Annotated in this window: 20 protein-coding genes; 17 read left to right on the plus strand and 3 right to left on the minus strand. The window is 73.1% G+C overall.

Going from position 1 to position 23168, the window contains the following annotated elements; all coding sequences use genetic code 11:
• The first annotated feature begins 77 nt into the window (after positions 1-77).
• The 8 genes from ACH4K1_RS15055 to ACH4K1_RS15090 all read left to right on the plus strand — a co-directional run bounded on the left by ACH4K1_RS15055 (position 78) and on the right by ACH4K1_RS15090 (position 8642).
• Positions 78-1190 carry a quinone-dependent dihydroorotate dehydrogenase gene (locus tag ACH4K1_RS15055; RefSeq protein WP_398089620.1) on the plus strand — a complete coding sequence of 371 codons (1113 nt, stop codon included), beginning with the start codon at positions 78-80 and terminating at the stop codon, positions 1188-1190.
• Complete coding sequence (gene pyrF, locus ACH4K1_RS15060) at positions 1187-2032, plus strand: orotidine-5'-phosphate decarboxylase (RefSeq protein ID WP_398089621.1); 846 nt, start codon at positions 1187-1189, stop codon at positions 2030-2032. The genes ACH4K1_RS15055 and pyrF overlap by 4 nt, the downstream gene beginning before the upstream one ends.
• 236 nt (positions 2033-2268) lie before the next feature.
• Positions 2269-2592 (plus strand): integration host factor, encoded by a 324-nt coding sequence (locus ACH4K1_RS15065; protein ID WP_003970367.1) that lies wholly within the window; start codon positions 2269-2271, stop codon positions 2590-2592.
• A gap of 38 nt (positions 2593-2630) precedes the next feature.
• Positions 2631-3224 (plus strand): guanylate kinase, encoded by a 594-nt coding sequence (gene gmk, locus ACH4K1_RS15070; RefSeq protein WP_398089622.1) that lies wholly within the window; start codon positions 2631-2633, stop codon positions 3222-3224.
• Positions 3225-3288: 64 nt separating this feature from the next.
• Complete coding sequence (gene rpoZ, locus ACH4K1_RS15075) at positions 3289-3561, plus strand: DNA-directed RNA polymerase subunit omega (RefSeq protein WP_003970369.1); 273 nt, start codon at positions 3289-3291, stop codon at positions 3559-3561.
• A gap of 174 nt (positions 3562-3735) precedes the next feature.
• Positions 3736-4944, plus strand: coding sequence for a bifunctional phosphopantothenoylcysteine decarboxylase/phosphopantothenate--cysteine ligase CoaBC (gene coaBC / locus ACH4K1_RS15080; protein ID WP_398089623.1), 1209 nt, complete (start codon positions 3736-3738; stop codon positions 4942-4944).
• 235 nt (positions 4945-5179) lie between these two features.
• Positions 5180-6388 carry a methionine adenosyltransferase gene (gene metK, locus ACH4K1_RS15085; protein WP_228992623.1) on the plus strand — a complete coding sequence of 403 codons (1209 nt, stop codon included), beginning with the start codon at positions 5180-5182 and terminating at the stop codon, positions 6386-6388.
• Positions 6389-6497: 109 nt separating this feature from the next.
• On the plus strand, positions 6498-8642 hold the full coding sequence (locus ACH4K1_RS15090) for a primosomal protein N' (RefSeq protein WP_398089624.1): 2145 nt from the start codon (positions 6498-6500) through the stop codon (positions 8640-8642).
• A gap of 131 nt (positions 8643-8773) precedes the next feature.
• Here ACH4K1_RS15090 and ACH4K1_RS15095 read toward each other — a convergent pair whose 3' ends face one another.
• Positions 8774-9340 (minus strand): hypothetical protein, encoded by a 567-nt coding sequence (locus ACH4K1_RS15095; protein WP_398089625.1) that lies wholly within the window; start codon positions 9338-9340, stop codon positions 8774-8776.
• Between the two features lie 267 nt (positions 9341-9607).
• Here ACH4K1_RS15095 and fmt point away from each other — a divergent pair, with 267 nt between their 5' ends.
• The 4 genes from fmt (at position 9608) to ACH4K1_RS15115 (ending at position 14133) form a co-directional block, all read left to right on the plus strand.
• Complete coding sequence (fmt, locus tag ACH4K1_RS15100; protein WP_398089627.1) at positions 9608-10540, plus strand: methionyl-tRNA formyltransferase; 933 nt, start codon at positions 9608-9610, stop codon at positions 10538-10540.
• A gap of 125 nt (positions 10541-10665) precedes the next feature.
• Positions 10666-12099, plus strand: coding sequence for an RsmB/NOP family class I SAM-dependent RNA methyltransferase (locus tag ACH4K1_RS15105; protein ID WP_398089629.1), 1434 nt, complete (start codon positions 10666-10668; stop codon positions 12097-12099).
• A gap of 221 nt (positions 12100-12320) precedes the next feature.
• Positions 12321-13004, plus strand: coding sequence for a ribulose-phosphate 3-epimerase (gene rpe / locus ACH4K1_RS15110; protein ID WP_398089631.1), 684 nt, complete (start codon positions 12321-12323; stop codon positions 13002-13004).
• 133 nt (positions 13005-13137) lie between these two features.
• Complete coding sequence (locus tag ACH4K1_RS15115; protein WP_398089721.1) at positions 13138-14133, plus strand: sugar-binding transcriptional regulator; 996 nt, start codon at positions 13138-13140, stop codon at positions 14131-14133.
• A gap of 61 nt (positions 14134-14194) precedes the next feature.
• Here the strand turns inward: ACH4K1_RS15115 and ACH4K1_RS15120 are convergent, their stop codons facing one another.
• Positions 14195-15268, minus strand: coding sequence for a terpene cyclase (locus ACH4K1_RS15120; protein WP_398089632.1), 1074 nt, complete (start codon positions 15266-15268; stop codon positions 14195-14197).
• Between the two features lie 299 nt (positions 15269-15567).
• Here ACH4K1_RS15120 and ACH4K1_RS15125 point away from each other — a divergent pair, with 299 nt between their 5' ends.
• From ACH4K1_RS15125 to ACH4K1_RS15145, 5 genes are all read left to right on the plus strand, one after another.
• A complete protein-coding gene (locus tag ACH4K1_RS15125; RefSeq protein WP_398089634.1) occupies positions 15568-17034 on the plus strand; it encodes a GuaB1 family IMP dehydrogenase-related protein in 1467 nt (488 codons plus the stop codon).
• 175 nt (positions 17035-17209) lie between these two features.
• Positions 17210-18667, plus strand: a complete 1458-nt coding sequence (locus tag ACH4K1_RS15130) for an aldehyde dehydrogenase family protein (protein WP_398089636.1) — start codon at positions 17210-17212, stop codon at positions 18665-18667.
• A gap of 124 nt (positions 18668-18791) precedes the next feature.
• On the plus strand, positions 18792-19250 hold the full coding sequence (locus tag ACH4K1_RS15135) for an Lrp/AsnC family transcriptional regulator (RefSeq protein WP_073769908.1): 459 nt from the start codon (positions 18792-18794) through the stop codon (positions 19248-19250).
• 183 nt (positions 19251-19433) lie between these two features.
• Complete coding sequence (locus ACH4K1_RS15140; protein WP_398089638.1) at positions 19434-20231, plus strand: carbon-nitrogen hydrolase family protein; 798 nt, start codon at positions 19434-19436, stop codon at positions 20229-20231.
• A gap of 42 nt (positions 20232-20273) precedes the next feature.
• Positions 20274-21965: a flavin monoamine oxidase family protein gene (locus tag ACH4K1_RS15145; RefSeq protein ID WP_398089640.1), complete on the plus strand. Its 1692-nt coding sequence runs from the start codon at positions 20274-20276 to the stop codon at positions 21963-21965.
• Between the two features lie 139 nt (positions 21966-22104).
• Here the strand turns inward: ACH4K1_RS15145 and ACH4K1_RS15150 are convergent, their stop codons facing one another.
• Positions 22105-22815 (minus strand): DUF5995 family protein, encoded by a 711-nt coding sequence (locus ACH4K1_RS15150; RefSeq protein ID WP_398089642.1) that lies wholly within the window; start codon positions 22813-22815, stop codon positions 22105-22107.
• Between the last annotated feature and the right edge of the window lie 353 nt (positions 22816-23168).

The raw sequence follows: 23168 nt of genomic DNA on the forward strand, positions 1-23168 counted from the left end.
CCGACAGGGGGACACCGGAAACGGTGTCCCCCTGTCCGCGAGCCCCCGAGCCACCCAGCACCCGAGGACACCTCCCCATGTACCAGCTCTTCTTCCGGCTCGTCTTCCGGCGGATGGACCCCGAGCGGGCCCACCACGCCGCCTTCCGCTGGATCCGCCTCGCCGCCCGCGTCCCCGTCCTGCGCACCTACGTCGCCGCCGCCCTGGCGCCCCGTTACGAGGAACTGCGCACCGAGGCCCTCGGCCTGCGGATGCACGGCCCCTTCGGGCTCGCCGCGGGCTTCGACAAGAACGCCGTCGCGATCGACGGCATGGCGATGCTCGGCTTCGGCCACATCGAGATCGGCACCGTCACCGGTGAACCGCAGCCCGGCAACCCCAAGAAGCGCCTCTTCCGGCTGGTCGCCGACCGCGCCCTGATCAACCGCATGGGCTTCAACAACGAGGGCTCCGCCGCCGTCGCCGCCCGCCTCGCCGCCCGCAACCCGGTCTTCCGCACCACCGTCGGCGTCAACATCGGCAAGACCAAGACCGTCCCGGAGGCCGAGGCCGCCGCCGACTACGTGAAGTCCACCGAGCGGCTGGCCGCCCACGCCGACTACCTGGTCGTCAACGTCTCCTCGCCCAACACCCCCGGCCTGCGCAACCTCCAGGCCACCGAGTCGCTGCGCCCGCTGCTCACCGCCGTCCGCGAGGCCGCCGACCGCACCGTCACCACCCGGCGCGTCCCGCTGCTCGTCAAGATCGCCCCGGACCTCGCGGACGAGGACGTCGACGCGGTCGCCGACCTCGCCGTGGAGCTGGGCCTGGACGGCATCATCGCCACCAACACCACCATCGCCCGCGAGGGGCTGGGCCTGAAGTCCGGCCCGGAGCTGGTGGGGGAGGCCGGCGGACTCTCCGGCGCGCCCCTCAAGGAGCGCTCGCTGGCGGTCCTGAGCCGCCTGTACGCCCGCGTGGGGGACCGGATCACACTCGTGGGCGTCGGGGGCGTCGAGAACGCCGAGGACGCCTGGCAGCGCATCCTCGCCGGGGCCACCCTCGTCCAGGGCTACAGCGCCTTCATCTACGAGGGCCCCTGCTACGCCCGCGCGATCCACAAGGGGCTCGCCGCCCGGCTCGCCGCCTCCCCGTACGCCACCCTCGCCGAGGCCGTCGGCGCCGAGACCCGGAAGAAGGCCGCCCCGTGACCCCCGCCCCCTTCGGCGCCCGTCTGCGCCACGCCATGGACACCCGCGGGCCGCTCTGCGTCGGCATCGACCCGCACGCCTCCCTGCTCGCCTCCTGGGGGCTGGACGACGACATCGCCGGCCTGGAGCGCTTCACCCGGACCGTCGTGGAGGCGCTGGCCGACCGGGTCGCCGTCCTCAAGCCGCAGTCCGCGTTCTTCGAGCGGTTCGGATCGCGCGGCGTCGCCGTCCTGGAGAAGGCCGTCGAGGAGGCGCGTGCGGCCGGGGCGCTGGTCCTGATGGACGCCAAGCGCGGCGACATCGGCTCCACCATGGGCGCGTACGCGGCGGCCTACCTGGACAAGGACTCGCCGCTCTTCTCGGACGCGGTCACCGTCTCGCCGTACCTGGGCTTCGGCTCGCTGCGCCCGGCGCTGGACGCCGCCGCCGCCTCCGGCGCGGGCGTCTTCGTCCTCGCCCTCACCTCCAACCCGGAGGGCGCCGAGGTCCAGCGGGCCACCGCCGCCGACGGCCGCTCGCTCGCCCAGCTGATGCTCGACCAGCTGGCCGCCGAGAACGCCGGGGCGACCCCGCTCGGCTCGGTCGGCGCGGTGGTCGGAGCGACCCTCGGCGACGCCGGGGTGAACCTGGCCGTCAACGGTCCGCTCCTCGCACCCGGCATCGGGGCCCAGGGAGCGACCCCCGCGGATCTCCCGGCGGTCTTCGGCGACGCGGTGGGCAACGTGGTGCCCAGCGTGAGCCGGGGCGTGCTCCGCCACGGTCCGGACGTGTCCGGGCTGCGCGAAGCAGCCGAACGGTTCGCGGACGAGGTCCGCGACGCCGTCTCCGGCAGCCGACCCTGACATGTTTACAACGCGTTGACGAATTACTGACGGCAAACCTGGTTGATATGTCGGAAAAATCCTGGTCGGCCACAGCTGACCAGGACTTTTCGCCTGTTCTCGCTGACTACGGCGGCCCTGGGCGCTAGTCTCCGTCGAGAGCGGCGGAGCACAGCGTGTTCTCCGCTCACCTGGTGGGGGCGTCCAGCTTCCCGCCGGTCCGTATCCGACAGATCGACATCCGAGGTGACGTAGGCGTGGCTCTTCCGCCCCTTACCCCTGAACAGCGCGCAGCCGCGCTCGAAAAGGCCGCCGCGGCTCGCCGGGAGCGGGCCGAGGTCAAGAATCGACTCAAGCACTCCGGCGCCTCCCTCCACGAGGTCATCAAGCAGGGCCAGGAGAACGACGTCATCGGGAAGATGAAGGTCTCCGCACTGCTGGAGTCCCTGCCCGGCGTCGGCAAGGTCCGCGCCAAGCAGATCATGGAGCGGCTCGGCATCTCCGAGAGCCGCCGGGTCAGGGGTCTTGGCTCCAACCAGATCGCATCCCTGGAGCGTGAGTTCGGCGGCAGCCCCGCCTGACGTTCTCAGGCACCCCTGAGAACCTGGATAATCGCCCCATGGCTGCAACATCCCGGGGGACGTCCCCCGCACCCCCGGACGTACGTCCGCGGCTGACCGTGCTCTCCGGCCCCTCGGGGGTCGGCAAGAGCACGGTCGTCGCCCATATGCGCTCCGTGCACCCCGAGGTCTGGCTCTCCGTGTCGGCGACGACGCGCAAGCCGCGCCCCGGGGAGCGCGACGGCGTTCACTACTTCTTCGTGGACGACGAGGAGTTCGACAAGCTCATCGCCAACGGCGAGCTGCTGGAGTGGGCCGAGTTCGCGGGAAACCGCTACGGCACGCCGCGCCGCGCCGTGCTGGACCGCCTGGAGGCCGGCGAGCCGGTCCTCCTGGAGATCGACCTCCAGGGCGCGCGCCTGGTCCGCCAGTCGATGGCCGACGCGCGCCTGGTCTTCCTGGCCCCGCCGAGCTGGGAGGAGCTGGTGCGCCGGCTCACCGGCCGCGGCACCGAGGCTCCCGAGGTCATCGAGCGCCGGCTCGCCGCCGCCAAGGTCGAGCTGGCCGCCGAGGCGGAGTTCGATACGACGCTCGTCAACACCTCCGTCGAGGATGTCGCACGCGAGCTGCTAGCCTTGATGCTTCAGGCCTAGATCTCGTGCGGTCGTTCTCCGATCTCCTTGATCTTTGATCTACACCCCCTTCGGAAGGCAGAGAGTGTCCTCTTCCATCACCACGCCCGAGGGCATCATCAACCCGCCGATTGATGAGCTCCTCGAGGCCACCGACTCGAAGTACAGCCTGGTGATCTACGCGGCCAAGCGCGCCCGCCAGATCAACGCGTACTACTCGCAGCTCGGTGAAGGCCTCCTCGAGTACGTCGGTCCGCTCGTCGACACCCACGTGCACGAGAAGCCGCTGTCGATCGCGCTCCGCGAGATCAACGCCGGTCTGCTGACCTCCGAGGCCATCGAGGGCCCCGCGCAGTAAGCGCCTCGGCACCACCGCACTCCCACTCCAGGCCCGGCGGCCCGTCCGCCGGGCCTGAGGTGTGTCCGGGGCCGGATGAGCGCGCCGCGGGCGGTGAGGCAGCATGGACCGGCAGGCGCAACAGGACGTTGCGCCCTCATGTCGCCGTGACGGCGCCGAGTGCGGGGAGACGCAGTGGACAAGCCGAAGGTGGTCCTGGGGGTCAGCGGGGGCATCGCCGCCTACAAGGCGTGCGAGCTGCTGCGGCGGCTGACCGAGTCCGGCCACGACGTACGGGTCGTGCCGACCGCCGCCTCGCTGCACTTCGTGGGGGCGGCCACCTGGTCGGCGCTCTCCGGCCACCCGGTCTCCGACGAGGTCTGGCAGGACGTCCACGAGGTCCCGCACGTGCGGATCGGGCAGGAGGCCGACCTCGTGGTGGTCGCCCCGGCCACCGCGGACATGCTGGCCAAGGCGGCCCACGGGCTCGCCGACGACCTGCTCACCAACACGCTCCTGACCGCGCGCTGCCCGGTGGTCTTCGCCCCCGCGATGCACACGGAGATGTGGGAGCACCCGGCCACCCAGGAGAACGTGGCGACCCTGCGCCGCCGGGGCGCGGTCGTCATCGAGCCCGCGGTCGGCCGGCTCACCGGTGTCGACACCGGCAAGGGCCGGCTCCCCGACCCCGGCGAGATCTTCGAGGTCTGCCGCCGGGTGCTGACGCGCGGGGTCGCCGAGCCCGACCTCGCGGGCCGCCACGTGGTGATCAGCGCCGGCGGCACCCGTGAACCGCTCGACCCGGTCCGCTTCCTGGGCAACCGCTCCTCCGGCAAGCAGGGGTACGCGCTGGCGCGGACCGCCGTGGCCAGGGGCGCCCGGGTCACCCTGATCGAGGCCAACACCGGCCTGGCCGACCCGGCCGGGGCAGACGTCGTGCGTGTGGGCACGGCCGTCCAGCTCCGCGAGGCCGTGCTGAAGGCCGCCCCCGGGGCGGACGTCGTGGTGATGGCCGCCGCCGTCGCCGACTTCCGCCCCGCCGAGTACGCCACCGGCAAGATCAAGAAGAAGGACGGCGAGGAGGCTCCCGCCGTCACCCTCGTCCGCAACCCCGACATCCTCGCCGAGGTCTCCGCCGAGCGGGCCCGGCCGGGGCAGCTGGTCGTCGGATTCGCAGCCGAGACCGACGACGTCCTGGCCAACGGCCGGGCGAAGCTGCGCCGCAAGGGGTGCGACCTCCTCGTGGTCAACGAGGTGGGGGAGCGCAGGACCTTCGGCGCGGAGGAGAACGAGGCGGTCGTCCTCGCCGCCGACGGCCGGGAGACGCCGGTGCCGTACGGCCCCAAGGAAGCCCTCGCCGACACGGTGTGGGATCTGGTTTCGGAGAGGTTCCGGACGAGGTGACCCTCCCCCCTCCGGGCGAGCGAAACCCTCCCGTACCGTGCAAATCGGCGGTCGGAGCGGACGGATCGTCCTACCGGTGCGAGGCGTGGCACACGTCACGAACCTCCCAAAGGGCGAGACACCTGGCCCGGTCGTCGGATGCGACCGATAAGCTGGCGGACGGCACGCGCCGAGCGCAGCTCTCGGACGTGCCACCCATGATCAGCCAGCAGCCGCTGCAACCCCAGGGAGCGATGTGTCCCGCCGTCTCTTCACCTCGGAATCCGTCACCGAGGGTCACCCCGACAAGATCGCTGACCAGATCAGCGACACGATTCTCGACGCGCTCCTGACCGAGGACCCCTCCTCGCGCGTCGCCGTCGAAACCTTGATCACCACCGGTCTGGTGCATGTCGCGGGCGAGGTCACCACCAAGGCCTACGCCGACATCCCCACCCTCGTGCGCAACAAGGTTCTGGAGATCGGTTACGACTCCTCCAAAAAGGGCTTCGACGGTGCTTCCTGCGGCGTCTCGGTGTCGATCGGCGCGCAGTCGCCGGACATCGCCCAGGGCGTCGACACCGCGTACGAGAAGCGGGTCGAGGGCGATGAGGACGAGCTCGACAAGCAGGGCGCGGGCGACCAGGGCCTGATGTTCGGGTACGCCTGCGACGAGACCCCCGAGCTGATGCCGCTCCCCATCCACCTCGCGCACCGCCTCTCGCGGCGGCTGTCCGAGGTGCGCAAGAACGGGACCATCCCCTACCTGCGCCCCGACGGCAAGACCCAGGTCACCATCGAGTACGACGGCGACAAGGCGGTCCGGCTGGACACGGTGGTCGTCTCCTCGCAGCACGCCTCCGACATCGACCTGGACTCGCTGCTCGCCCCCGACATCCGCGAGTTCGTCGTCGAGCACGTGCTCGCGCAGCTGGTCGAGGACGGCATCAAGCTGGACACCGAGGGCTACCGCCTCCTGGTGAACCCGACCGGCCGCTTCGAGATCGGCGGCCCGATGGGCGACGCCGGCCTCACCGGCCGCAAGATCATCATCGACACCTACGGCGGCATGGCCCGCCACGGCGGCGGCGCCTTCTCGGGCAAGGACCCGTCCAAGGTCGACCGCTCCGCCGCCTACGCGATGCGCTGGGTCGCCAAGAACGTCGTCGCCGCCGGCCTCGCCGCCCGCTGCGAGGTCCAGGTCGCGTACGCGATCGGCAAGGCCGAGCCCGTGGGGCTCTTCGTCGAGACCTTCGGCACCGCCGCGGTCGACACCGAGAAGATCGAGCACGCGATCGGAGAGGTCTTCGACCTCCGCCCGGCCGCGATCATCCGGGACCTCGACCTGCTCCGGCCGATCTACGCCCAGACCGCCGCCTACGGCCACTTCGGCCGTGAGCTGCCCGACTTCACCTGGGAGCGCACCGACCGCGTGGACGCCCTGCGCACCGCCGCCGGGCTGTAGGGGAGCCTCCCCGGCAGGACACGGCAGCGGGGCCCGGACACCGAACGCGGTGTCCGGGCCCCGCTGCCGTCCCCCGGCGCTGTCCGTCCCCTCTGGTAGGAATGCAGCTGTGAGCAGCGAGAACGAGCCGTCCGCCGAGCCCGGAGCCGGGGCGCCGGAACAGCTGGCGCTGATCCGCGAGACCGTCCGCCGGGCGAAGGCGCCGCGCGCCAAGCCGCGGACCTGGCGCGGCGCGGCCCTCGCCGGCGAACTGCCCGTCGCCCGCGTCCTGGTGAACAAGGGCGTGCTCCACCTGGACCAGTTCTTCGACTACGCGGTCCCCGAGGAGCTGGACGCCGACGCCCGGCCCGGCGTCCGGGTGCGGGTCCGCTTCGGCGCCGGCGGGCGCAACGTCCAGGGCGGGCGGCGCGAGGGCGGCGGGCTGATCGACGGCTTCATCGTCGAGCGCCGCGCCGACTCCGACTACCGGGGGGCGCTGGCCGCCCTCGCCTCCGTGGTCTCCCCGGAGCCGGTGCTCGGACCCGACCTGCTCGCCCTCTGCCGCGCCGTGGCCGACCGGTACGCGGGCAGCCTCGCCGACGTGGTCCAGCTCGCCGTCCCGCCCCGCAACGCCCGTGCCGAGTCCAAGCCCTCCCCGGAGCCGCTGCCGCCGCCCCCGCCCCCGGAGCCGGGCACCTGGGGCCGGTACGCGCAGGGCCCGGCCTTCCTGCGCGCCCTGGCGGAGGGCGGGGCGCCGCGCGCCGTGTGGACCGCCCTGCCGGGACCGCACTGGCCCGCCGAGATCGCCGGGGCCGTCGCGGCGGCCCTCTCCTCGGGGCGCGGCGCCCTCGTCGTCGTCCCGGACGGACGGGCCGCCGCACGGGTCGACGCGGCCCTGGCCGAAGCCCTCGGCCCGGGCCGACACGCCCTGCTGACCGCCGAGTCCGGCCCCGAGAAGCGCTACCGCCAGTGGCTCGCGGTGCGCCGGGGCTCGGTACGGGCGGTCGTGGGAACCCGGGCCGCCATGTTCGCCCCCGTCCGCGACCTCGGGCTCGTGGTCGTCTGGGACGACGGAGACTCCAGCCACAGCGACGACAACGCCCCCTTCCCGCACGTCCGGGAGGTCCTGGAGCTGCGGGCGGCCCAGGGCCGCTGCGGCTTCCTGCTCGGCGGGACCAGCTGCACGGTCGAGGCCGCCCAGCTCGTGGAGAGCGGTTGGGCGCTGCCCCTCCTCGCCGACCGCGAGCGGCTGCGCCGGGCCGCGCCCCTGATCCGTACGGTCGGGGACGGCGAGCTGGCCCGGGACGGGGCCGCCCGCTCGGCCCGGCTGCCCAGCCTCGCCTGGGGGACCGTGCGGGACGGGCTGCGCAGCGGTCCGGTGCTGGTCCAGGTGCCCCGCCGGGGGTACGCCCCCCGCCTGGCCTGCGAACGCTGCCGTACGCCCGCCCGGTGCCGGCGCTGTGCCGGGCCCCTCCAGGCTCCGGACCAGCGGGATCTGGACTGTGTGTGGTGCGGCCGGGCCGAGACGGCCTGGCAGTGCGCGGAGTGCGGCTCCCCCCGGCTGCGCGCCCAGGTGGTCGGGGCCCGTCGCACGGCGGAGGAGCTGGGGCGGGCCTTCCCCGCCGTGCCCGTCCGCACGTCGGGGCGCGACCACATCCTGGAGGCGGTGCCCGACGCCCCGGCCCTGGTCGTCTCCACGCCGGGCGCGGAGCCCGTCGCCGAGGGCGGCTACGCGGCGGCCCTGCTGCTGGACGGCTGGGCCATGCTCGGCCGCCCCGATCTGCGGGCGGGGGAGGAGGCGTTGCGCCGGTGGACGGCAGCGGCGGCCCTGGTACGCGGCCAGGACGAGGGGGGCACGGTGGTGATCGTGGCCGAGCCGACGGAGCGCGCGGTGCAGGCGCTGGTGCGCTGGGATCCGGCGGGGTTCGCCCGGCGGGAGCTGGCCGAGCGGGCCGAACTGGGCTTCCCGCCGGTCTCCCGCATGGCCTCGGTGACCGGCCCGGCCGAGGCCCTGGCCGCCTTCCTCCAGGCCGCGGGACTGCCCCCGGAGGCCGAGGTCCTGGGGCCGGTGCCGGTCCCCGCGGCCGAGCCCGGCAGGCCCCGCAGACCGGGCGACGCCCCGCCGGGCGAGAGCTGGGAACGCGCCCTGGTCCGGGTGGTCCCGGGCCGGGGGGCAGCGCTCGCCCGCGCCCTGAAGACCGCGCTCGCCGCCCGGATGGCCAAGGGCGCCACGGACCCGGTCCGCATCAGGATCGACCCGCCCGACATCGGCTGAGGCGCAGGCGGTGGAGCGGACGCCCCGGAGGGCTCCCTCTGCCCGAGACGGCTCTCCCCCCCCCGGCCCCGGACAGACGACTGCCCGCCGCGCGACCGGCACGGCGGGTCAGGAGGGAAAGGGGGACGGGGTCAGCCGTTGCGGGGGCCCGGGAAGGCGCCGGGGCGCAGCTCCTCGCGGGCGGCCTGCTGGCCCGTCGAAGGCTGCGGCGGCATCGAGCGGGCGGCGGGGACCGAGGGCGCCGGGGAGCCGGGAGCCCCGGCGGAGGTCCCGGAGAGACCGGTGGCGACGGATACCGGGCGCGTCGCGGGCGCCGTCTCGCCGCCCGCCTCGGCGGCGGGCTGAGGGGTGGCGCGGCGCGCCCCGTAACGACGGTGCACCGCCTGCTTGGTGACGCCGAGGGCGGAGCCCACCGCGTCCCAGGAGAAGCCCAGCGAACGGTCGAAGTCCACCGCGGCGGTGACCAGGGTCTCGACGCTGTCCCGCAGCTCCTGCGCGAGACGGACGGTGGGGGCCGGGGCCCTGCCGTAGACGACGAAGCCCGCGGAGGGGCCGGAGCGGCGCGGGCGGTAGACGTTGCCCAGCTGGGCGGTGAGGGTGCGCAGCGCGTCCACCTGCCGCCGGACCCGCTCGATGTCCCGCACCAGAAGATGCAGACTGGCCCGCGCTTGGGCGTCGTGCGTTGCGTGGTCGGCCATGAAGAAGCCTCTCGAACCGGCGTTGAAAGGGATCGGGCCGCGTCGGGGCGGCCCGCTTCGGTCAATCTCCTTTGACCAACGCCCGAGCCGGGTATGTGGTCACGCTGTCGGGGCGTATGCACATATGCGCGGGGCGCGCGCGGCGCGCGTACGCCCCCGGGGTCGTCGCCGGCCCGCAGGGCTGCCCGGGTCCGGTCCGTCCGAAGACCCTAGACTGGTGTGCTGCTCGTCACCGTACGTCTCGGCCCGAGAGGCAGTCAGCCACCCATGAAGCTCGTCTTCGCCGGCACCCCCGAAGTCGCCGTCCCCGCCCTGGACGCCCTGATCGCCTCCGACCGCCACGAGGTGGCCGCCGTCGTGACCCGTCCGGACGCCCCGGCGGGCCGGGGCCGCAGGCTCGTCGCGAGCCCGGTGGCCGAGCGGGCGGAGGAGGCCGGGATCGAGGTGCTCAAACCCGCCAGGCCCCGGGACGAGGAGTTCCTCGCCCGGCTGCGCGAGATCGCCCCGGACTGCTGCCCGGTCGTCGCCTACGGGGCCCTGCTGCCCAAGGTCGCCCTCGACGTGCCCGCCCGGGGCTGGGTCAACCTGCACTTCTCGCTGCTGCCCGCCTGGCGGGGCGCGGCGCCGGTCCAGCACGCGGTGATGGCCGGGGACGAGGTGACCGGCGCCTCGACCTTCCTGATCGAGGAGGGGCTGGACTCCGGCCCGGTCTACGGCGTCCTCACCGAGGAGGTCCGTCCCACCGACACCAGCGGCGATCTGCTCACCCGGCTCGCCTTCGCCGGTGCGGGGCTGCTCGCCGCCACCATGGACGGCATCGAGGACGGCACGCTGCACGCCGTGCCCCAGCCCTCCGAGGGCGTCACCCTGGCTCCGAAGATCACGGTGGAGGACGCCCAGGTCGACTGGTCCGCGCCCGCCCTGCGGGTGGACCGGGTGGTGCGCGGCTGCACCCCGGCCCCCGGCGCGTGGACGCTGTTCCGCGGCGAGCGGCTCAAGCTCGTCCAGGCCGTCCCGGTGCTGGAGCGCACCGATCTGGCGCCGGGCGAGCTGTCGGCCGCCAAGAACAACGTGTACGCGGGCACCGGGTCGCACGCCGTCGAGCTGCTCTGGGTCCAGCCGCAGGGCAAGAAGCCGATGCGGGCCGCCGACTGGGCGCGCGGCGTCCGCATCGCCCAGGGCGAACTGCTGGGGGCGTAGCCGCCTGCGGTCCCCGGGGCCGGCGCCCGCCCGGGCGGGCGCCGGCCCCTCTCGTTCGAAGGGCCGGGAGCGGCGACGTACGCTGGGAGCGTTCGCCCCCTCACCTCCAGCGGAGCACCTTTCACGTGAACGACCAGCCGCGTCGCCGTCCCGCCAAGCCCCACCGCCGGCCCAAGAAGGACCCGGTCCGCTTCCTCGCCTTCGAGGCGCTGCGGGCCGTGGACGAGCGCGACGCGTACGCCAACCTGGTGCTGCCGCCGCTGCTGAAGAAGGCACGCGCCAAGGGCGACTTCGACGGCCGGGACGCGGCGCTGGCGACCGAGCTGGTCTACGGCACCCTGCGCCGTCAGGGCACGTACGACGCGATCGTGGCGGCCTGCATCGACCGGCCCCTGCGCGAGGTGGACCCGCCGGTCCTCGATGTCCTGAACATGGGCGTCCACCAGCTGCTCGGCACCCGTATCCCCACCCACGCGGCGGTCTCCGCCAGCGTGGAGCTGGCCCGGGTGGTGCTGGGGGAGGGACGTGCGAAGTTCGTCAACGCGGTCCTGCGCAAGGTCAGCGCGCACGACCTCGACGGCTGGGTGGAGAAGGTCGCCCCGCCCTACGACGAGGACGCCGAGGACCACCTCGCCGTCGTCCACTCCCATCCCCGCTGGATCGTCTCCGCGCTCTGGGACGCGCTGGGCGGCGGCCGGGCGGGCGTCGAGGACCTGCTGGAGGCCGACAACGAGCGCCCCGAGGTGACCCTGGTCGCCCGCCCCGGCCGCGCCACCACCGAGGAGCTGGCCACGGCGCTGGGGGAGGACAACTCCCTGCCGGGCCGCTGGTCCCCGTACGCCGTGCGGATGGCCGAGGGCGGTGAGCCCGGCGCGCTGGCGGCGGTCCAGGAGGGCCGGGCGGGCGTCCAGGACGAGGGCAGCCAGCTCGTCGCCGCCGCGCTGGCCGCCGCCCCCGTCGAGGGGAGCGACACCCGCTGGCTGGACGGCTGCGCCGGCCCCGGCGGCAAGGCCGCGCTCCTCGCCGCGCTGGCCGCCGAACGCGGCGCCGTCCTGCTGGCCGCCGAGAAGCAGCCGCACCGCGCCCGGCTGGTCGAGCGGGCGCTCGCCGGCAACCCCGGCCCGTACCAGGTGATCACCGCGGACGGCACCCGCCCGCCGTGGCTGCCCGGCAGCTTCGACCGGATCCTGATGGACGTTCCCTGCTCGGGCCTGGGTGCGCTGCGGCGGCGGCCCGAGTCGCGCTGGCGGCGTCGGCCCGAGGATCTGGAAGCCTTCGCCCCGCTCCAACGCGGCCTCCTGCGCGAGGCGTTGAAGGCCGTACGGGTCGGCGGCGCGGTCGGCTACGCGACCTGCTCGCCGCATCTCGCGGAGACCCGGGTCGTGGTCGAGGACGTGCTCAAGGGGCGGGGCGGGGAGCCGGTGGAGGCGGAGTGGATCGACGCCCGGCCGCTGCTCCCCGGCGTGCCCGCCCTGGGGGAGGGGCCCGACGTCCAGCTCTGGCCGCATCTGCACGGCACCGACGCGATGTACCTGGCCCTGCTGCGCCGGACCGGCTGAGCCCCCGGCCGTCCCGGGCCGCGCTCGTCCGTCCTTTCCTTCCGGACGGCCGGATCTCGTCGCGCCTCCGGCGGGAGGCCGCGCGGGCCCGGCCCCGCCGAGGGCGAAAAGAACGGCAAAGCGCTGGCAAAATGCCCAGAATGCGCGGACTGTGAGGGCCGGGCGCGTTTTCGTGGCGCATCGAGGCGGGGAACCGGGTCCGAACGTGGCAGGCTTGGGTCATGGCGCAGATCAACCCCAGCATCCTGTCCGCCGATTTCGCGCGTCTCGCCGAGGAGGCGAAGGCCGTCGAAGGCGCGGACTGGCTCCATGTCGATGTCATGGACAACCACTTCGTGCCCAATCTGACCCTCGGCGTGCCGATCGTGGAGGCGCTCGGCAAGGCCACGGACACCCCGCTGGACTGCCACCTCATGATCGAGGACCCGGACCGCTGGGCGCCGCAGTACGTGGAGGCCGGGGCCGGGTCCGTCACCTTCCACGCGGAGGCCGCGGCCGCGCCGGTGCGCCTCGCGCGCGAGATCCGGGCGAAGGGGGCGCGCGCCTCGATGGCGCTCAAGCCCGCGACGCCGATCGAGCCGTACGAGGACCTGCTCCCCGAGCTGGACATGCTGCTGATCATGACGGTCGAGCCGGGCTTCGGAGGCCAGGCGTTCCTCGACATCATGCTGCCGAAGATCCGCCGCACGCGGGAGCTGATCGGCAAGCACGGACTCGAAATGTGGCTCCAGGTCGACGGCGGGGTCTCGGCCTCCACCATCGAGCGGTGCGCCGAGGCGGGTGCGGACGTCTTCGTGGCCGGATCGGCGGTCTACGGGGCGGCGGACCCGGCGGCGGCGGTACGGGGGCTGCGGGCGCAGGCGGAGGCGGTCACGGCCGTCGCCCCCTGGGCGTGCGACCACTGAACCAAGGGCAGATGAACGCGGTCCGACAGGGCCGGTCAAGGGCCGCCGGATCTGACAGGATGAGCGGCGTATCGGGTGTGTGAACAGCAGTGAGGAGATCGCGGTGTCTGGCATCTCGGCGGGTCGGTCAGCCATGCGGATGGGGCCCGCGGAGCTGGTGCAGGCGGCGGCCATGGCCCGCCGGTTCTACCTGGAGGGCAAGTCCAAGATCCAGATCGCCGAGGAGTTCGGCGTGAGCCGCTTCAAGGTGGCCCGGGTCCTGGAGACCGCGCTCGAACGCGATCTCGTACGGATCGAGATCCGGGTTCCGGCCGAGCTGGACGCCGAACGCTCCGACGCCCTGCGCGCCCGCTACGGGCTGCGCCACGCAGTGGTCGTGGAGTCCCCGGCCGAGGAGCAGGACGACGCCGCCGACCCGGAGAACCTGGGCGAGGTCGCGGCCGACCTCCTGGGCGAACTGGTGGCCGAGGGCGATGTGCTCGGCCTGGCCTGGGGCCGCTCCACCATCCACATGGCCGCCGCGCTGGACAGGCTTCCGCCGTGCACGGTGGTCCAGTTGACCGGGGTGTACGACGCGGGGACCGCCGAGCGCGGCTCGGTCGAGGCGGTCCGCAGGGCGGCCCAGGTCTCCGGCGGGGAGGCGCACCCCATCTACGCCCCGATGCTGCTGCCGGACCCCGCGACGGCCGCCGCGCTGCGCGATCAGACGGGGATCGCCCGCGCCTTCGAGTACTTCGACAAGGTGACGGTCGCCGCCGTCTCCATCGGCTCCTGGGAGCCGGGCATCTCCACCGTCCACGACATGCTCTCGGACGCGGAGCGCGCCCATTACGCCTCGCTCGGCGTCGCCGCCGAGATGTCCGCGCACCTCTTCGACGCCGAGGGCCGCCGGGTCGGCCGCGATCTGGGGGAGCGCTGCATCACCGTGGAGGCGGACCGGCTGCGCCGGATCCCCGAGGTGGTCGCGATCGCGGGCGGCCAGCGCAAGGCGGCGGCGATCGGGGCGGTGCTGCGCTCCGGTCTGGTCACCAGCCTGGTGACCGACACGGCCGCGGCCGACTACCTGCTCACCGAGTCCCCGGCGGGCGTCCGCCCGGCGCTGGAGCGCGCCGACCCCGACGGCGAGTGACGTCCCGGACGTGCTGAGGGCCGGGCCCCCCGGGGGGGCCCGGCCCTCAGCACGCGGTCCCTCAGCCGGCCGGCGGCGCCTTGGCCGCGCACGGAGCGGAGACGGCCTCGCCGCGCGCCGGCGGGATGCCCAGCACGGTCTCCTCCAGGTACTCCTCGGGCTCCTCGTACTGGCCCACGTCGGCGGGGTTGTACCGGGGCGTCTGGCGCGACCAGTCCAGGTTGCCCCGCATCCAGCTCCGCATCCCGTCGAGGTAGGGCACCAGCAGCCCGGCCAGCTCCGGGTACAGCTCCAGCAGCTCGTCCTCGGCGGTCAGGAACCGCTCGGTCTCCCTCGCCAGGCGCTCCGCGACGTGGTCCAGCGCCTGCTGCTCCCCGAGGCCCCGGTGGTGGCGGACCAGGTGGACCAGGTTGTGGATCTCGCCGAGCACCTGCTCCTTCTCGAAGGAGTAGACGTCGTTCGCCCAGCACACGTGGTTGCAGGCGGCTTCCAGGGCGGTGATGAAGCGGGGGTCGTTGTGGATCGACTCCGGGGCCTCGATCCGCGCCACGATCTCTATGAGGTCCATGCAGACGTGAATGGCCCCGGTGTGCCGCCGCTTGGCGATGTACGTCTCCTCCGAGGGCACCACCTCGTCGGCGCGGTTTCCCGCCTCCCAGGTCGTGGTGGTCGTGAGGTAGGAGACCAGGTGCCAGGCGAACCGGGTCCGCCAGTGGGGGGCGGCCTTCGGGATCGTACGTTTCCACAGGTCGGCCAGGGCGGTCACGGCGGCCGGGACCTCCTCCCCGGGCAGCGGCTCGGGGGCGGAGCCGTCGACCACCGCGCGCATCCGCTCCACCACGTCCCGCACCCGCTCGGGCGACCGGCCGAGGTGGCCGTCGTCGAGCTGGTCGTCGACGAGGAAGAGCCAGACGAACCAGTCCGCCACCAGATCGAGGTGCTCCGCGTCGGCGGTCGGGTAGACCATGCCGACGAACGCCCCGAAATCGGCTTGTTCGAACCGGCGCCTCGCGGACTCGCGGTGGACCAGGCCGGTCTCTCTGGTCCAGGCGTCCAGATGCTCCCGCGTGTGGGCCACGTGCGGGTTGGTCCGCTGCGGGAACGGGCAGTAGATGTCCGGCAGTTCGCTGTCCACAGGCGGATCGGGATCCTCTCCGGTCAAACGGTGTGCCCGGGGGATCCGACGAGTCGGCGTCGACGCTTCCGGCACCCCCGAGACCTGCGACTTTGAAGCTACCTGAGCCCTTGTCACCTGGTCCAGGGATGGTGATCACGAATGATCCGAATCCCGTTCGGGTAAGGTCCGCGGGTAAGGCAGGTTCCACTTGCCCGGGGCCCCCGGCCGCCTCTTCGGAGGAACATACGAACGCGGGGGTCTTTTGCTGTGTCTTCGTGGAAACGTCCTGCGCCGTTTCGTATGAAAAAATGAGTGTTATGCGCTTTCTTGAGCCGGGCACCGGTCGCTACACAGAGTCCCCCGCGGTCCCGTACGACCTCACGTACGACGACGTCTTCATGGTGCCGGGCCGCTCCGCGGTCGGCTCCCGGCAGGGTGTGGACCTCTCGTCGCCCGACGGAACCGGCACCACCATCCCGCTCGTGGTCGCCAACATGACCGCGATCGCGGGCCGCCGGATGGCCGAAACCGTCGCCCGCCGCGGCGGCCTCGTCGTCATTCCCCAGGACATCCCGATCGAGGTCGTCACCGACGTCATCTCCTGGGTCAAGACGCGCCACCTGGTCCTCGACACCCCGATCGAGCTGGCTCCCGGCCAGACCGTCGCCGACGCCCTGTCGCTGCTGCCCAAGCGCGCGCACGGCGCGGGCGTCGTCGTGGACGCCGACCGCCGCCCCGTGGGCGTCGTCACCGACCACGACCTCACCGGCGTCGACCGCTTCACCCAGCTCTCCGAGGTCATGTCCAAGGACCTGGTGGTGCTCGACGCGGACATCGACCCGCGCGACGCCTTCAACAAGCTCGACGGCGCCAACCGCAAGCTCGCTCCCGCCGTCGACGCGCACGGCCGCCTCGTCGGCATCCTCACCCGCAAGGCCGCCCTGCGCGCCACCCTCTACACCCCCGCCACCGACGCCGAGGGCAAGCTGCGCATCGCCGCCGCCGTGGGCATCAACGGCGACGTGGCCGGCAAGGCCGCACAGCTGCTGGAGGCGGGGGCCGACGTCCTCGTCGTGGACACCGCACACGGCCACCAGGAGTCCATGATCAGCGCCGTGAAGGCCGTCCGCGCGCTCGACCCGCGGGTGCCGATCGTGGCGGGCAACATCGTCGCCGCCGAGGGCGTGCGCGACCTGATCGAGGCGGGCGCCGACATCATCAAGGTCGGCGTCGGCCCCGGTGCCATGTGCACCACCCGGATGATGACCGGCGTCGGCCGCCCGCAGTTCTCCGCCGTCCTGGAGTGCGCGGCCGAGGCGAAGAAGCACGGCAAGCACGTCTGGGCGGACGGCGGCGTCCGGCACCCGCGCGACGTCGCCATGGCACTGGCCGCCGGCGCGTCCAACGTGATGATCGGCTCCTGGTTCGCCGGCACGTACGAGTCGCCCGGCGACCTCCAGCAGTCCGCGGACGGCCGCTACTACAAGGAGTCCTTCGGGATGGCCTCGGCCCGCGCCGTGAAGAACCGCACCTCGGAGGAGTCCTCGTACGACCGCGCCCGCAAGGCGCTGTTCGAGGAGGGCATCTCCACCTCGCGGATGTTCCTCGACCCGGCGCGCCCGGGTGTGGAGGACCTGATCGACTCGATCATCGCCGGGGTCCGCTCCTCCTGCACCTACGCCGGCGCCGGCTCCCTCGCGGAGTTCGCCGAGAAGGCGGTCGTCGGTGTGCAGAGCGCCGCCGGTTACGCCGAGGGCAAGCCGCTGCACGCCAGCTGGAATTGATCCCGCCCGGCCTCGACGGCCCTGTCTCCGCCGGTGTTCCGCACCGGGGGAGGCAGGGCCGTTTCGGATGCTTCCCCCGGCGCCCCGGGTGGCCGGGGAGGCGCTACAACTCTGGTGCGATATAAGTAATATGAAGCGCACTCAGCTGCCCGCCCTCTCTGCGGTAAGGGATCTCATGTCCTTCTTCACTGACCTGGCCCACCAGTACATCGACGGCGAGTGGAGGCCGGGGAAGGGTTCCTGGGACATCATCGACTTCAACCCGTTCGACGGGGAGAAGCTCGCCTCGATCCCGGTGGCCACCGCGGGCGAGGTCGACCAGGCGTACCGCGCGGCGGAGCGGGCCCAGCAGGCGTGGGCCGACACCAACCCGTACAGCAGGCGGGCCGTCCTGGAGAAGGCGCTGCGCATCGTCGAGGAGCGCGAGCCGGAGATCGGCGAGGCGATCGTCGCCGAACTCGGCGGCACCCGGCTGAAGGCCGCCTTCGAACTGCACCTGGCCAAGGAGTTCCTCCGCGAGGCGATCCAGCTGGCCCTGCGCCCCGCCGGACAGATCCTCCCCTCCCCGACGGAGGGCAAGGAGAACCGCGTCTACCGGGTGCCCGTCGGGGTCGTCGGCGTGATCAGCCCGTTCAACTTCCCCTTCCTGCTCTCCCTCAAGTCGGTCGCGCCCGCGCTGGCCCTCGGCAACGCCGTCGTCCTCAAACCGCACCAGAACACCCCGATCTGCGGCGGCACCCTGCTGGCCAAGGTCTTCGAGGACGCCGGGCTGCCCGCCGGCCTGCTGAACGTGGTGATCACCGACATCGCGGAGATCGGCGACACCCTGCTGGAGCACCCCGTCCCGCAGGTCATCTCCTTCACCGGCTCGGACAAGGTCGGCCGCCACGTCGCCACCGTCTGCGCCACCAACCTCAAGCGCGCCGTCCTCGAACTCGGCGGCAACAGCGCCCTGATCGTCCTCGACGACGCGGACGTGGACTACGCCGTCGACGCGGCGGTCTTCAGCCGCTACGTCCACCAGGGCCAGGTCTGCATGGCCGCCAACCGCATCCTGGTCGACCGCGCCGTGGAGGCGGAGTTCACCGAGAAGTTCGTCGCCAAGGTCGCCTCGCTCACCGTGGGCGACCCCGCCGACCCGGCCACCCAGATCGGCCCGCTGATCAACTCCTCGCAGGCCGAGTCCGTCTCCAAGCTCGTCGACCAGACCGTGGCGGCCGGCGCCACCGCCCTCCTGCACGGCCGCGCCGACGGCAACCTGGTCAGCCCCTCGGTGCTCACCGGCCTCGCCCCCGACTCGCCCGTCCTCCAGCAGGAGATCTTCGGGCCCGTCGCCCTGCTGATCCCCTTCGACGGCGAGGACGAGGCCGTCCGCATCGCCAACGACACCCCGTACGGGCTCAGCGGCGCCGTCCACACCGGCAACATCGAGCGCGGCGTGCGGATCGGGCAGCGCATCCACACCGGCATGATCCACATCAACGACGGCACCGTCCACGACGAGCCGATCGTCCCCTTCGGCGGGGAGAAGAGCTCCGGCCTGGGCCGGCTGAACGGCGACTCGATGATCGAGGCGTTCACCACCCAGAAGTGGATCTCCATCCAGCACGGCCGCTCGCAGTTCCCCTTCTGATCCCCTCCGACCCGTTCACCGCACTGCGCGGGGCACGCCCGCCCGGCGGCTCGTGGTCTACTGCGGGAGGCGGCACGCGCCGCCTCCCGCAGCAGACCCACCGCAGAGAAGTGAACCGCCCGACGTGCGCCTGAACGACCTCGACGAACGCATCGTCCACGCCCTCGCCGAAGACGCCCGGCGCTCCTACGCCGACATCGGCGCCGTCGTCGGCCTCTCCGCCCCCGCCGTGAAGCGCCGCGTGGACCGGCTGCGCGCCGAGGGCGCGATCACCGGCTTCACCGTGCGGGTCGACCCGGCCGCGCTCGGCTGGGAGACCGAGGGGTTCATCGAGATCTACTGCAGCCGCAACACCTCGCCGGACGCCATCAAGCAGGGCCTCGCCCGCTACCCGGAGATCGCCTCCGCCTCCACCGTCACCGGCGACGCGGACGCGGTGGTGCAGGTCTTCGCCGCCGACATGCGCCACTTCGAACAGGTCCTGGAACGGATCGCGGGCGAGCCGTACGTCGAGCGCACCAAGTCCGTCCTGGTGCTCTCCCCGCTGCTGCGCCGCTACTCGGCGGAGGCCCCGCCGGTCTGAGGAAGTGGCTCACATCACCCCGCTGACCTGCGGTGATGCCGGACGCAACGATTCGTCGCCGGAGGGGCTTCCCGCGCAACGAATCGACGGTCGATGCGCAACACTCGCGCCTTGTCCGGGTCGATCGGGGCCGCGTACCTTCGATACGTCTCCCCACCCCGCCCGCACCGCCCGAGGTCAGCCATGCCGTCGTTGCGCACCGCCCTGCTCCAGAGTTCCGGACGGCCCGGCGCCGTCCAGGAGAACCTGAAGGCGCTGGACGAGGCCGCCGCGCGCGCCGCCGGGGCGGGGGCCGGGCTGCTGGTCTCGCCCGAACTGTTCCTCACCGGGTACGCCATCGGCGACGCCGTCCCCGAACTGGCCGAGCCCGCCGACGGGCCCGGCGCCGAGGCCGTCGCGGAGATCGCCCGGCGCCACGGGCTCGCCGTCCTGTACGGCTACCCGGAGCGCGAGGGGGAGCGGATCTTCAACGCCTCCCAGCTCATCGGCCCCGACGGCGCACGGCTCGCGAACTACCGCAAGACCCACCTCTTCGGCTGCTTCGAGCAGGAGTGGTTCACCCCCGGCGAGCAGAGCGTCGTCCAGGCCGACCTGGACGGCGTCCGGATCGGCCTGCTGATCTGCTACGACGTCGAGTTCCCGGAGAACGTCCGGGCGCACGCCCTGGCCGGCACCGATCTGCTGCTGGTGCCCACCGCGCAGATGCACCCCTTCCAGTTCGTCGCCGAATCCGTCGTCCCCGTACGGGCCTTCGAGAGCCAGATGTACGTGGCGTACGTCAACCGGGTCGGCCCCGAAGGGGAGTTCGAGTTCGTCGGGCTCAGCTGCCTGGCCGGTCCCGACGGCACCGTGCGCGCCCGCGCCGGACGCGGCGAGGAACTGGTGATCGGCGAGGTGGACCCGGAGTTCCTGGCCGCCTCGCGCGAAGCCAACCCCTATCTGCACGACCGCCGCCCCGGCCTGTACGGCTCCCTGGCCTGAGCCCGCCCCCCCCACCCGTACCGCGCAAGGAGTCCGTACCCCATGACGTCCACGGTGCCCAACGCCGTCCAGCACACCGACGCCGCCCCGCCGATCACCATGTTCGGGCCGGACTTCCCCTACGCGTACGACGACTTCCTCGCCCACCCGGCGGGGATCGGGCAGATACCGGCGACCGAGCACGGCCAGGAGGTCGCCGTCATCGGCGGCGGGCTCTCGGGGATCATCGCCGCGTACGAGCTGATGAAGATGGGGCTGAGGCCCGTCGTCTACGAGGCCGACCGGATCGGCGGCCGGCTGCGCACCGTCGGCTTCGACGGCTGCGACCCCGGCCTCACCGCCGAGATGGGCGCGATGCGCTTCCCGCCCTCCTCCACCGCGCTCCAGCACTACATCGACCTGGTGGGCCTGGAGACCCGGCCCTTCCCCAACCCGCTCTCCCCGGCCACGCCCTCCACCGTCGTGGACCTCAAGGGCGAGTCGCACTACGCCGAGACCATCGACGACCTGCCGCAGGTCTACCGCGACGTGGCCGACGCCTGGGCGGCCTGCCTGGAGGAGGGGGCCGACTTCTCCGACATGAACAGGGCGCTGCGCGAGCGCGACGTCCCGCGCATCCGGGAGATCTGGTCCCAGCTCGTCGAACGGCTCGACAACCAGACCTTCTACGGCTTCCTCTGCGACTCCGAGGCCTTCAAGTCCTTCCGCCACCGCGAGATCTTCGGCCAGGTCGGCTTCGGCACCGGCGGCTGGGACACCGACTTCCCCAACTCCATCCTGGAGATCCTGCGCGTCGTCTACACCGAGGCCGACGACCACCACCGCGGCATCGTGGGCGGCAGCCAGCAGCTCCCGCTCCGCCTGTGGGAGCGCGAGCCGCAGAAGATCGTCCACTGGCCGCTCGGCACCTCGCTCTCCTCCCTGCACGGGGGCGAGCCGCGCGGAGCGGTGACCCGGCTGACCCGTACGGCGGGCAACCGCATCACGGTCACCGACGCCACCGGGGACATCCGCACCTTCCGGGCCGCCGTCTTCACGGGCCAGTCCTGGCTGCTGCTCTCCAAGATCGACTGCGACGACGCACTCTTCCCGATCGACCACTGGACGGCGATGGAGCGCACCCACTACATGGAGTCGTCCAAGCTGTTCGTCCCGGTCGACCGGCCGTTCTGGCTGGACAAGGACGAGACCACCGGCCGCGACACCATGTCGATGACGCTCACCGACCGGATGACCCGGGGGACGTACCTCCTGGACGACGGGCCGGAGAAGCCCGCCGTCATCTGCCTCTCCTACACCTGGTGCGACGACAGCCTGAAGTGGCTGCCGCTCTCGCCGAAGGAGCGCATGGAGGTCATGCTCAAGTCGCTCGGCGAGATCTACCCGAACGTCGACATCCGCAGCCACGTCATCGGCAACCCGGTCACCGTCTCCTGGGAGAACGAGCCCTGGTTCATGGGCGCGTTCAAGGCCAACCTGCCCGGCCACTACCGCTACCAGCGGCGGCTGTTCACCCACTTCATGCAGGACCGGCTGCCGGAGGACAAGCGGGGCATCTTCCTCGCCGGGGACGACATCTCCTGGACGGCCGGCTGGGCCGAGGGCGCCGTGCAGACCGCGCTGAACGCGGTGTGGGGCGTCATGCACCAGTTCGGCGGGGCGACGGACGCGACCAACCCCGGCCCCGGCGACGTCTTCGACGAGATCGCACCGGTCGAGCTCCCGGAGGACTGACCCGGGCCGAGCCTCTCGTCCAGCTGCCGCCTGCCGCCTGCCGCCTACCGCCTGCCGCCTTTCGCCTGCCGACCGGCGACCGGCCGCTCTTCGGGCGACGACGGCGGGGCGGCGGGAGGCCCCGGCGCCGTCGCGGGCGTCAGCGGCAGGGGGTGAGCAGCATCCGCCCCACCAGGCCCGCTCCCGCGTCGGTCCGCTGCCTGAACTCCTCGGCCAGCGCGGGAAACGCCCGCAGCCGCCAGAGCACCCGGGCCGCCGACCAGGCCGCCTCCCGGGCCCGGTCCAGACTCCAGGAACTCACCAGGTGGGTCAGCGGGTCCGTGATCCCCAGGGCGTCGGGGTCCGGCATCAGCTCCTCGTGGACGCGCTCCTCCAGCACCGCCAGGAGATCGCCCACCCGCTCGAACTCCCCTTCCAGCTCCGGCGGATCGCAACCGAGCGTGCGACAGGTGTCCACCACCGCCAGCACCAGGTCGTGGCCCACGTGCGCCTGCAGACCGCTGAGCGCGAACTGCAGGGGGCGTACGCCGGGATGCCGGCGGTACGGGAGGAGGGGGCGCCAGCACAGGGGCGGCCGGCCGCCCGCCGCCGCCGTCTCCACCGCCCACAGATAGCGCTCCGCGCAGCGCACGCCCAGCAGGGCGGCGGTTTCCCGGTCGCCGAAGCCGACCCGGCCGGGGGCCGGGGCCAGCCGCTCGACGATGTCCAGATAGACCGTGTGGAAGACGGCCGCCCCGCCGCCCGCAGGCCAGCGGGAGCGCCATTCCCGCATACGTTCGATCACCGGGAGACCGCCCGGAGGCGGGTGGCCGGGCCCGGCCGGGGCCGGGGGCTGCTCGATCTGCGTCATGCGCGGAGCGTCCCAGCCACGGGTCCGCCGCGGCGCCGGCCGGCTGGAGATTCATCGGAACGGACGAACGACGGCGCCGGAGGAGGGGGTCGAGCAGCGCCGGGCGCCCCCCAACGCCGTACCGCTCACCGCGCACGCCGCCGCCACCCGCTGCCGCGGCCGTCACGCCCTGCCGGCCGCCGCACGGGCGGCCCGGCCGGCCTCACGCCGGGCCGGCCCGGCGTGAGGCCGACCCGGCCCCGGACATTCCGGTCCCGCCTCCCGCCGGGCCGGCCCCGGCTACGGGCCGCAGCTCACGAGGGGGCCGCTGCCGCCTGCCGGAGGCGACCCGCGGCCGTCGATCCCTCAGGCCG

It is taken from the genome of Streptomyces sp. NPDC017448 (assembly GCF_044330565.1).
Lineage (GTDB): Bacteria > Actinomycetota > Actinomycetes > Streptomycetales > Streptomycetaceae > Streptomyces.

Excerpts from the sequence above, each read along its gene's own strand:
- rpe (WP_398089631.1), top strand. The coding sequence starts at position 12,321 with ATGGCGCAGATCAACCCCAGCATCCTGTCCGCCGATTTCGCGCGTCTC.
- fmt (WP_398089627.1), top strand. The coding sequence starts at position 9,608 with ATGAAGCTCGTCTTCGCCGGCACCCCCGAAGTCGCCGTCCCCGCCCTG.
- ACH4K1_RS15055 (WP_398089620.1), top strand. The coding sequence starts at position 78 with ATGTACCAGCTCTTCTTCCGGCTCGTCTTCCGGCGGATGGACCCCGAG.
- ACH4K1_RS15115 (WP_398089721.1), top strand. The coding sequence starts at position 13,138 with ATGCGGATGGGGCCCGCGGAGCTGGTGCAGGCGGCGGCCATGGCCCGC.
- gmk (WP_398089622.1), top strand. The coding sequence starts at position 2,631 with ATGGCTGCAACATCCCGGGGGACGTCCCCCGCACCCCCGGACGTACGT.
- ACH4K1_RS15150 (WP_398089642.1), bottom strand. The coding sequence starts at position 22,815 with ATGACGCAGATCGAGCAGCCCCCGGCCCCGGCCGGGCCCGGCCACCCG.
- ACH4K1_RS15130 (WP_398089636.1), top strand. The coding sequence starts at position 17,210 with ATGTCCTTCTTCACTGACCTGGCCCACCAGTACATCGACGGCGAGTGG.
- ACH4K1_RS15145 (WP_398089640.1), top strand. The coding sequence starts at position 20,274 with ATGACGTCCACGGTGCCCAACGCCGTCCAGCACACCGACGCCGCCCCG.
- ACH4K1_RS15095 (WP_398089625.1), bottom strand. The coding sequence starts at position 9,340 with ATGGCCGACCACGCAACGCACGACGCCCAAGCGCGGGCCAGTCTGCAT.
- ACH4K1_RS15140 (WP_398089638.1), top strand. The coding sequence starts at position 19,434 with ATGCCGTCGTTGCGCACCGCCCTGCTCCAGAGTTCCGGACGGCCCGGC.
- ACH4K1_RS15125 (WP_398089634.1), top strand. The coding sequence starts at position 15,568 with ATGCGCTTTCTTGAGCCGGGCACCGGTCGCTACACAGAGTCCCCCGCG.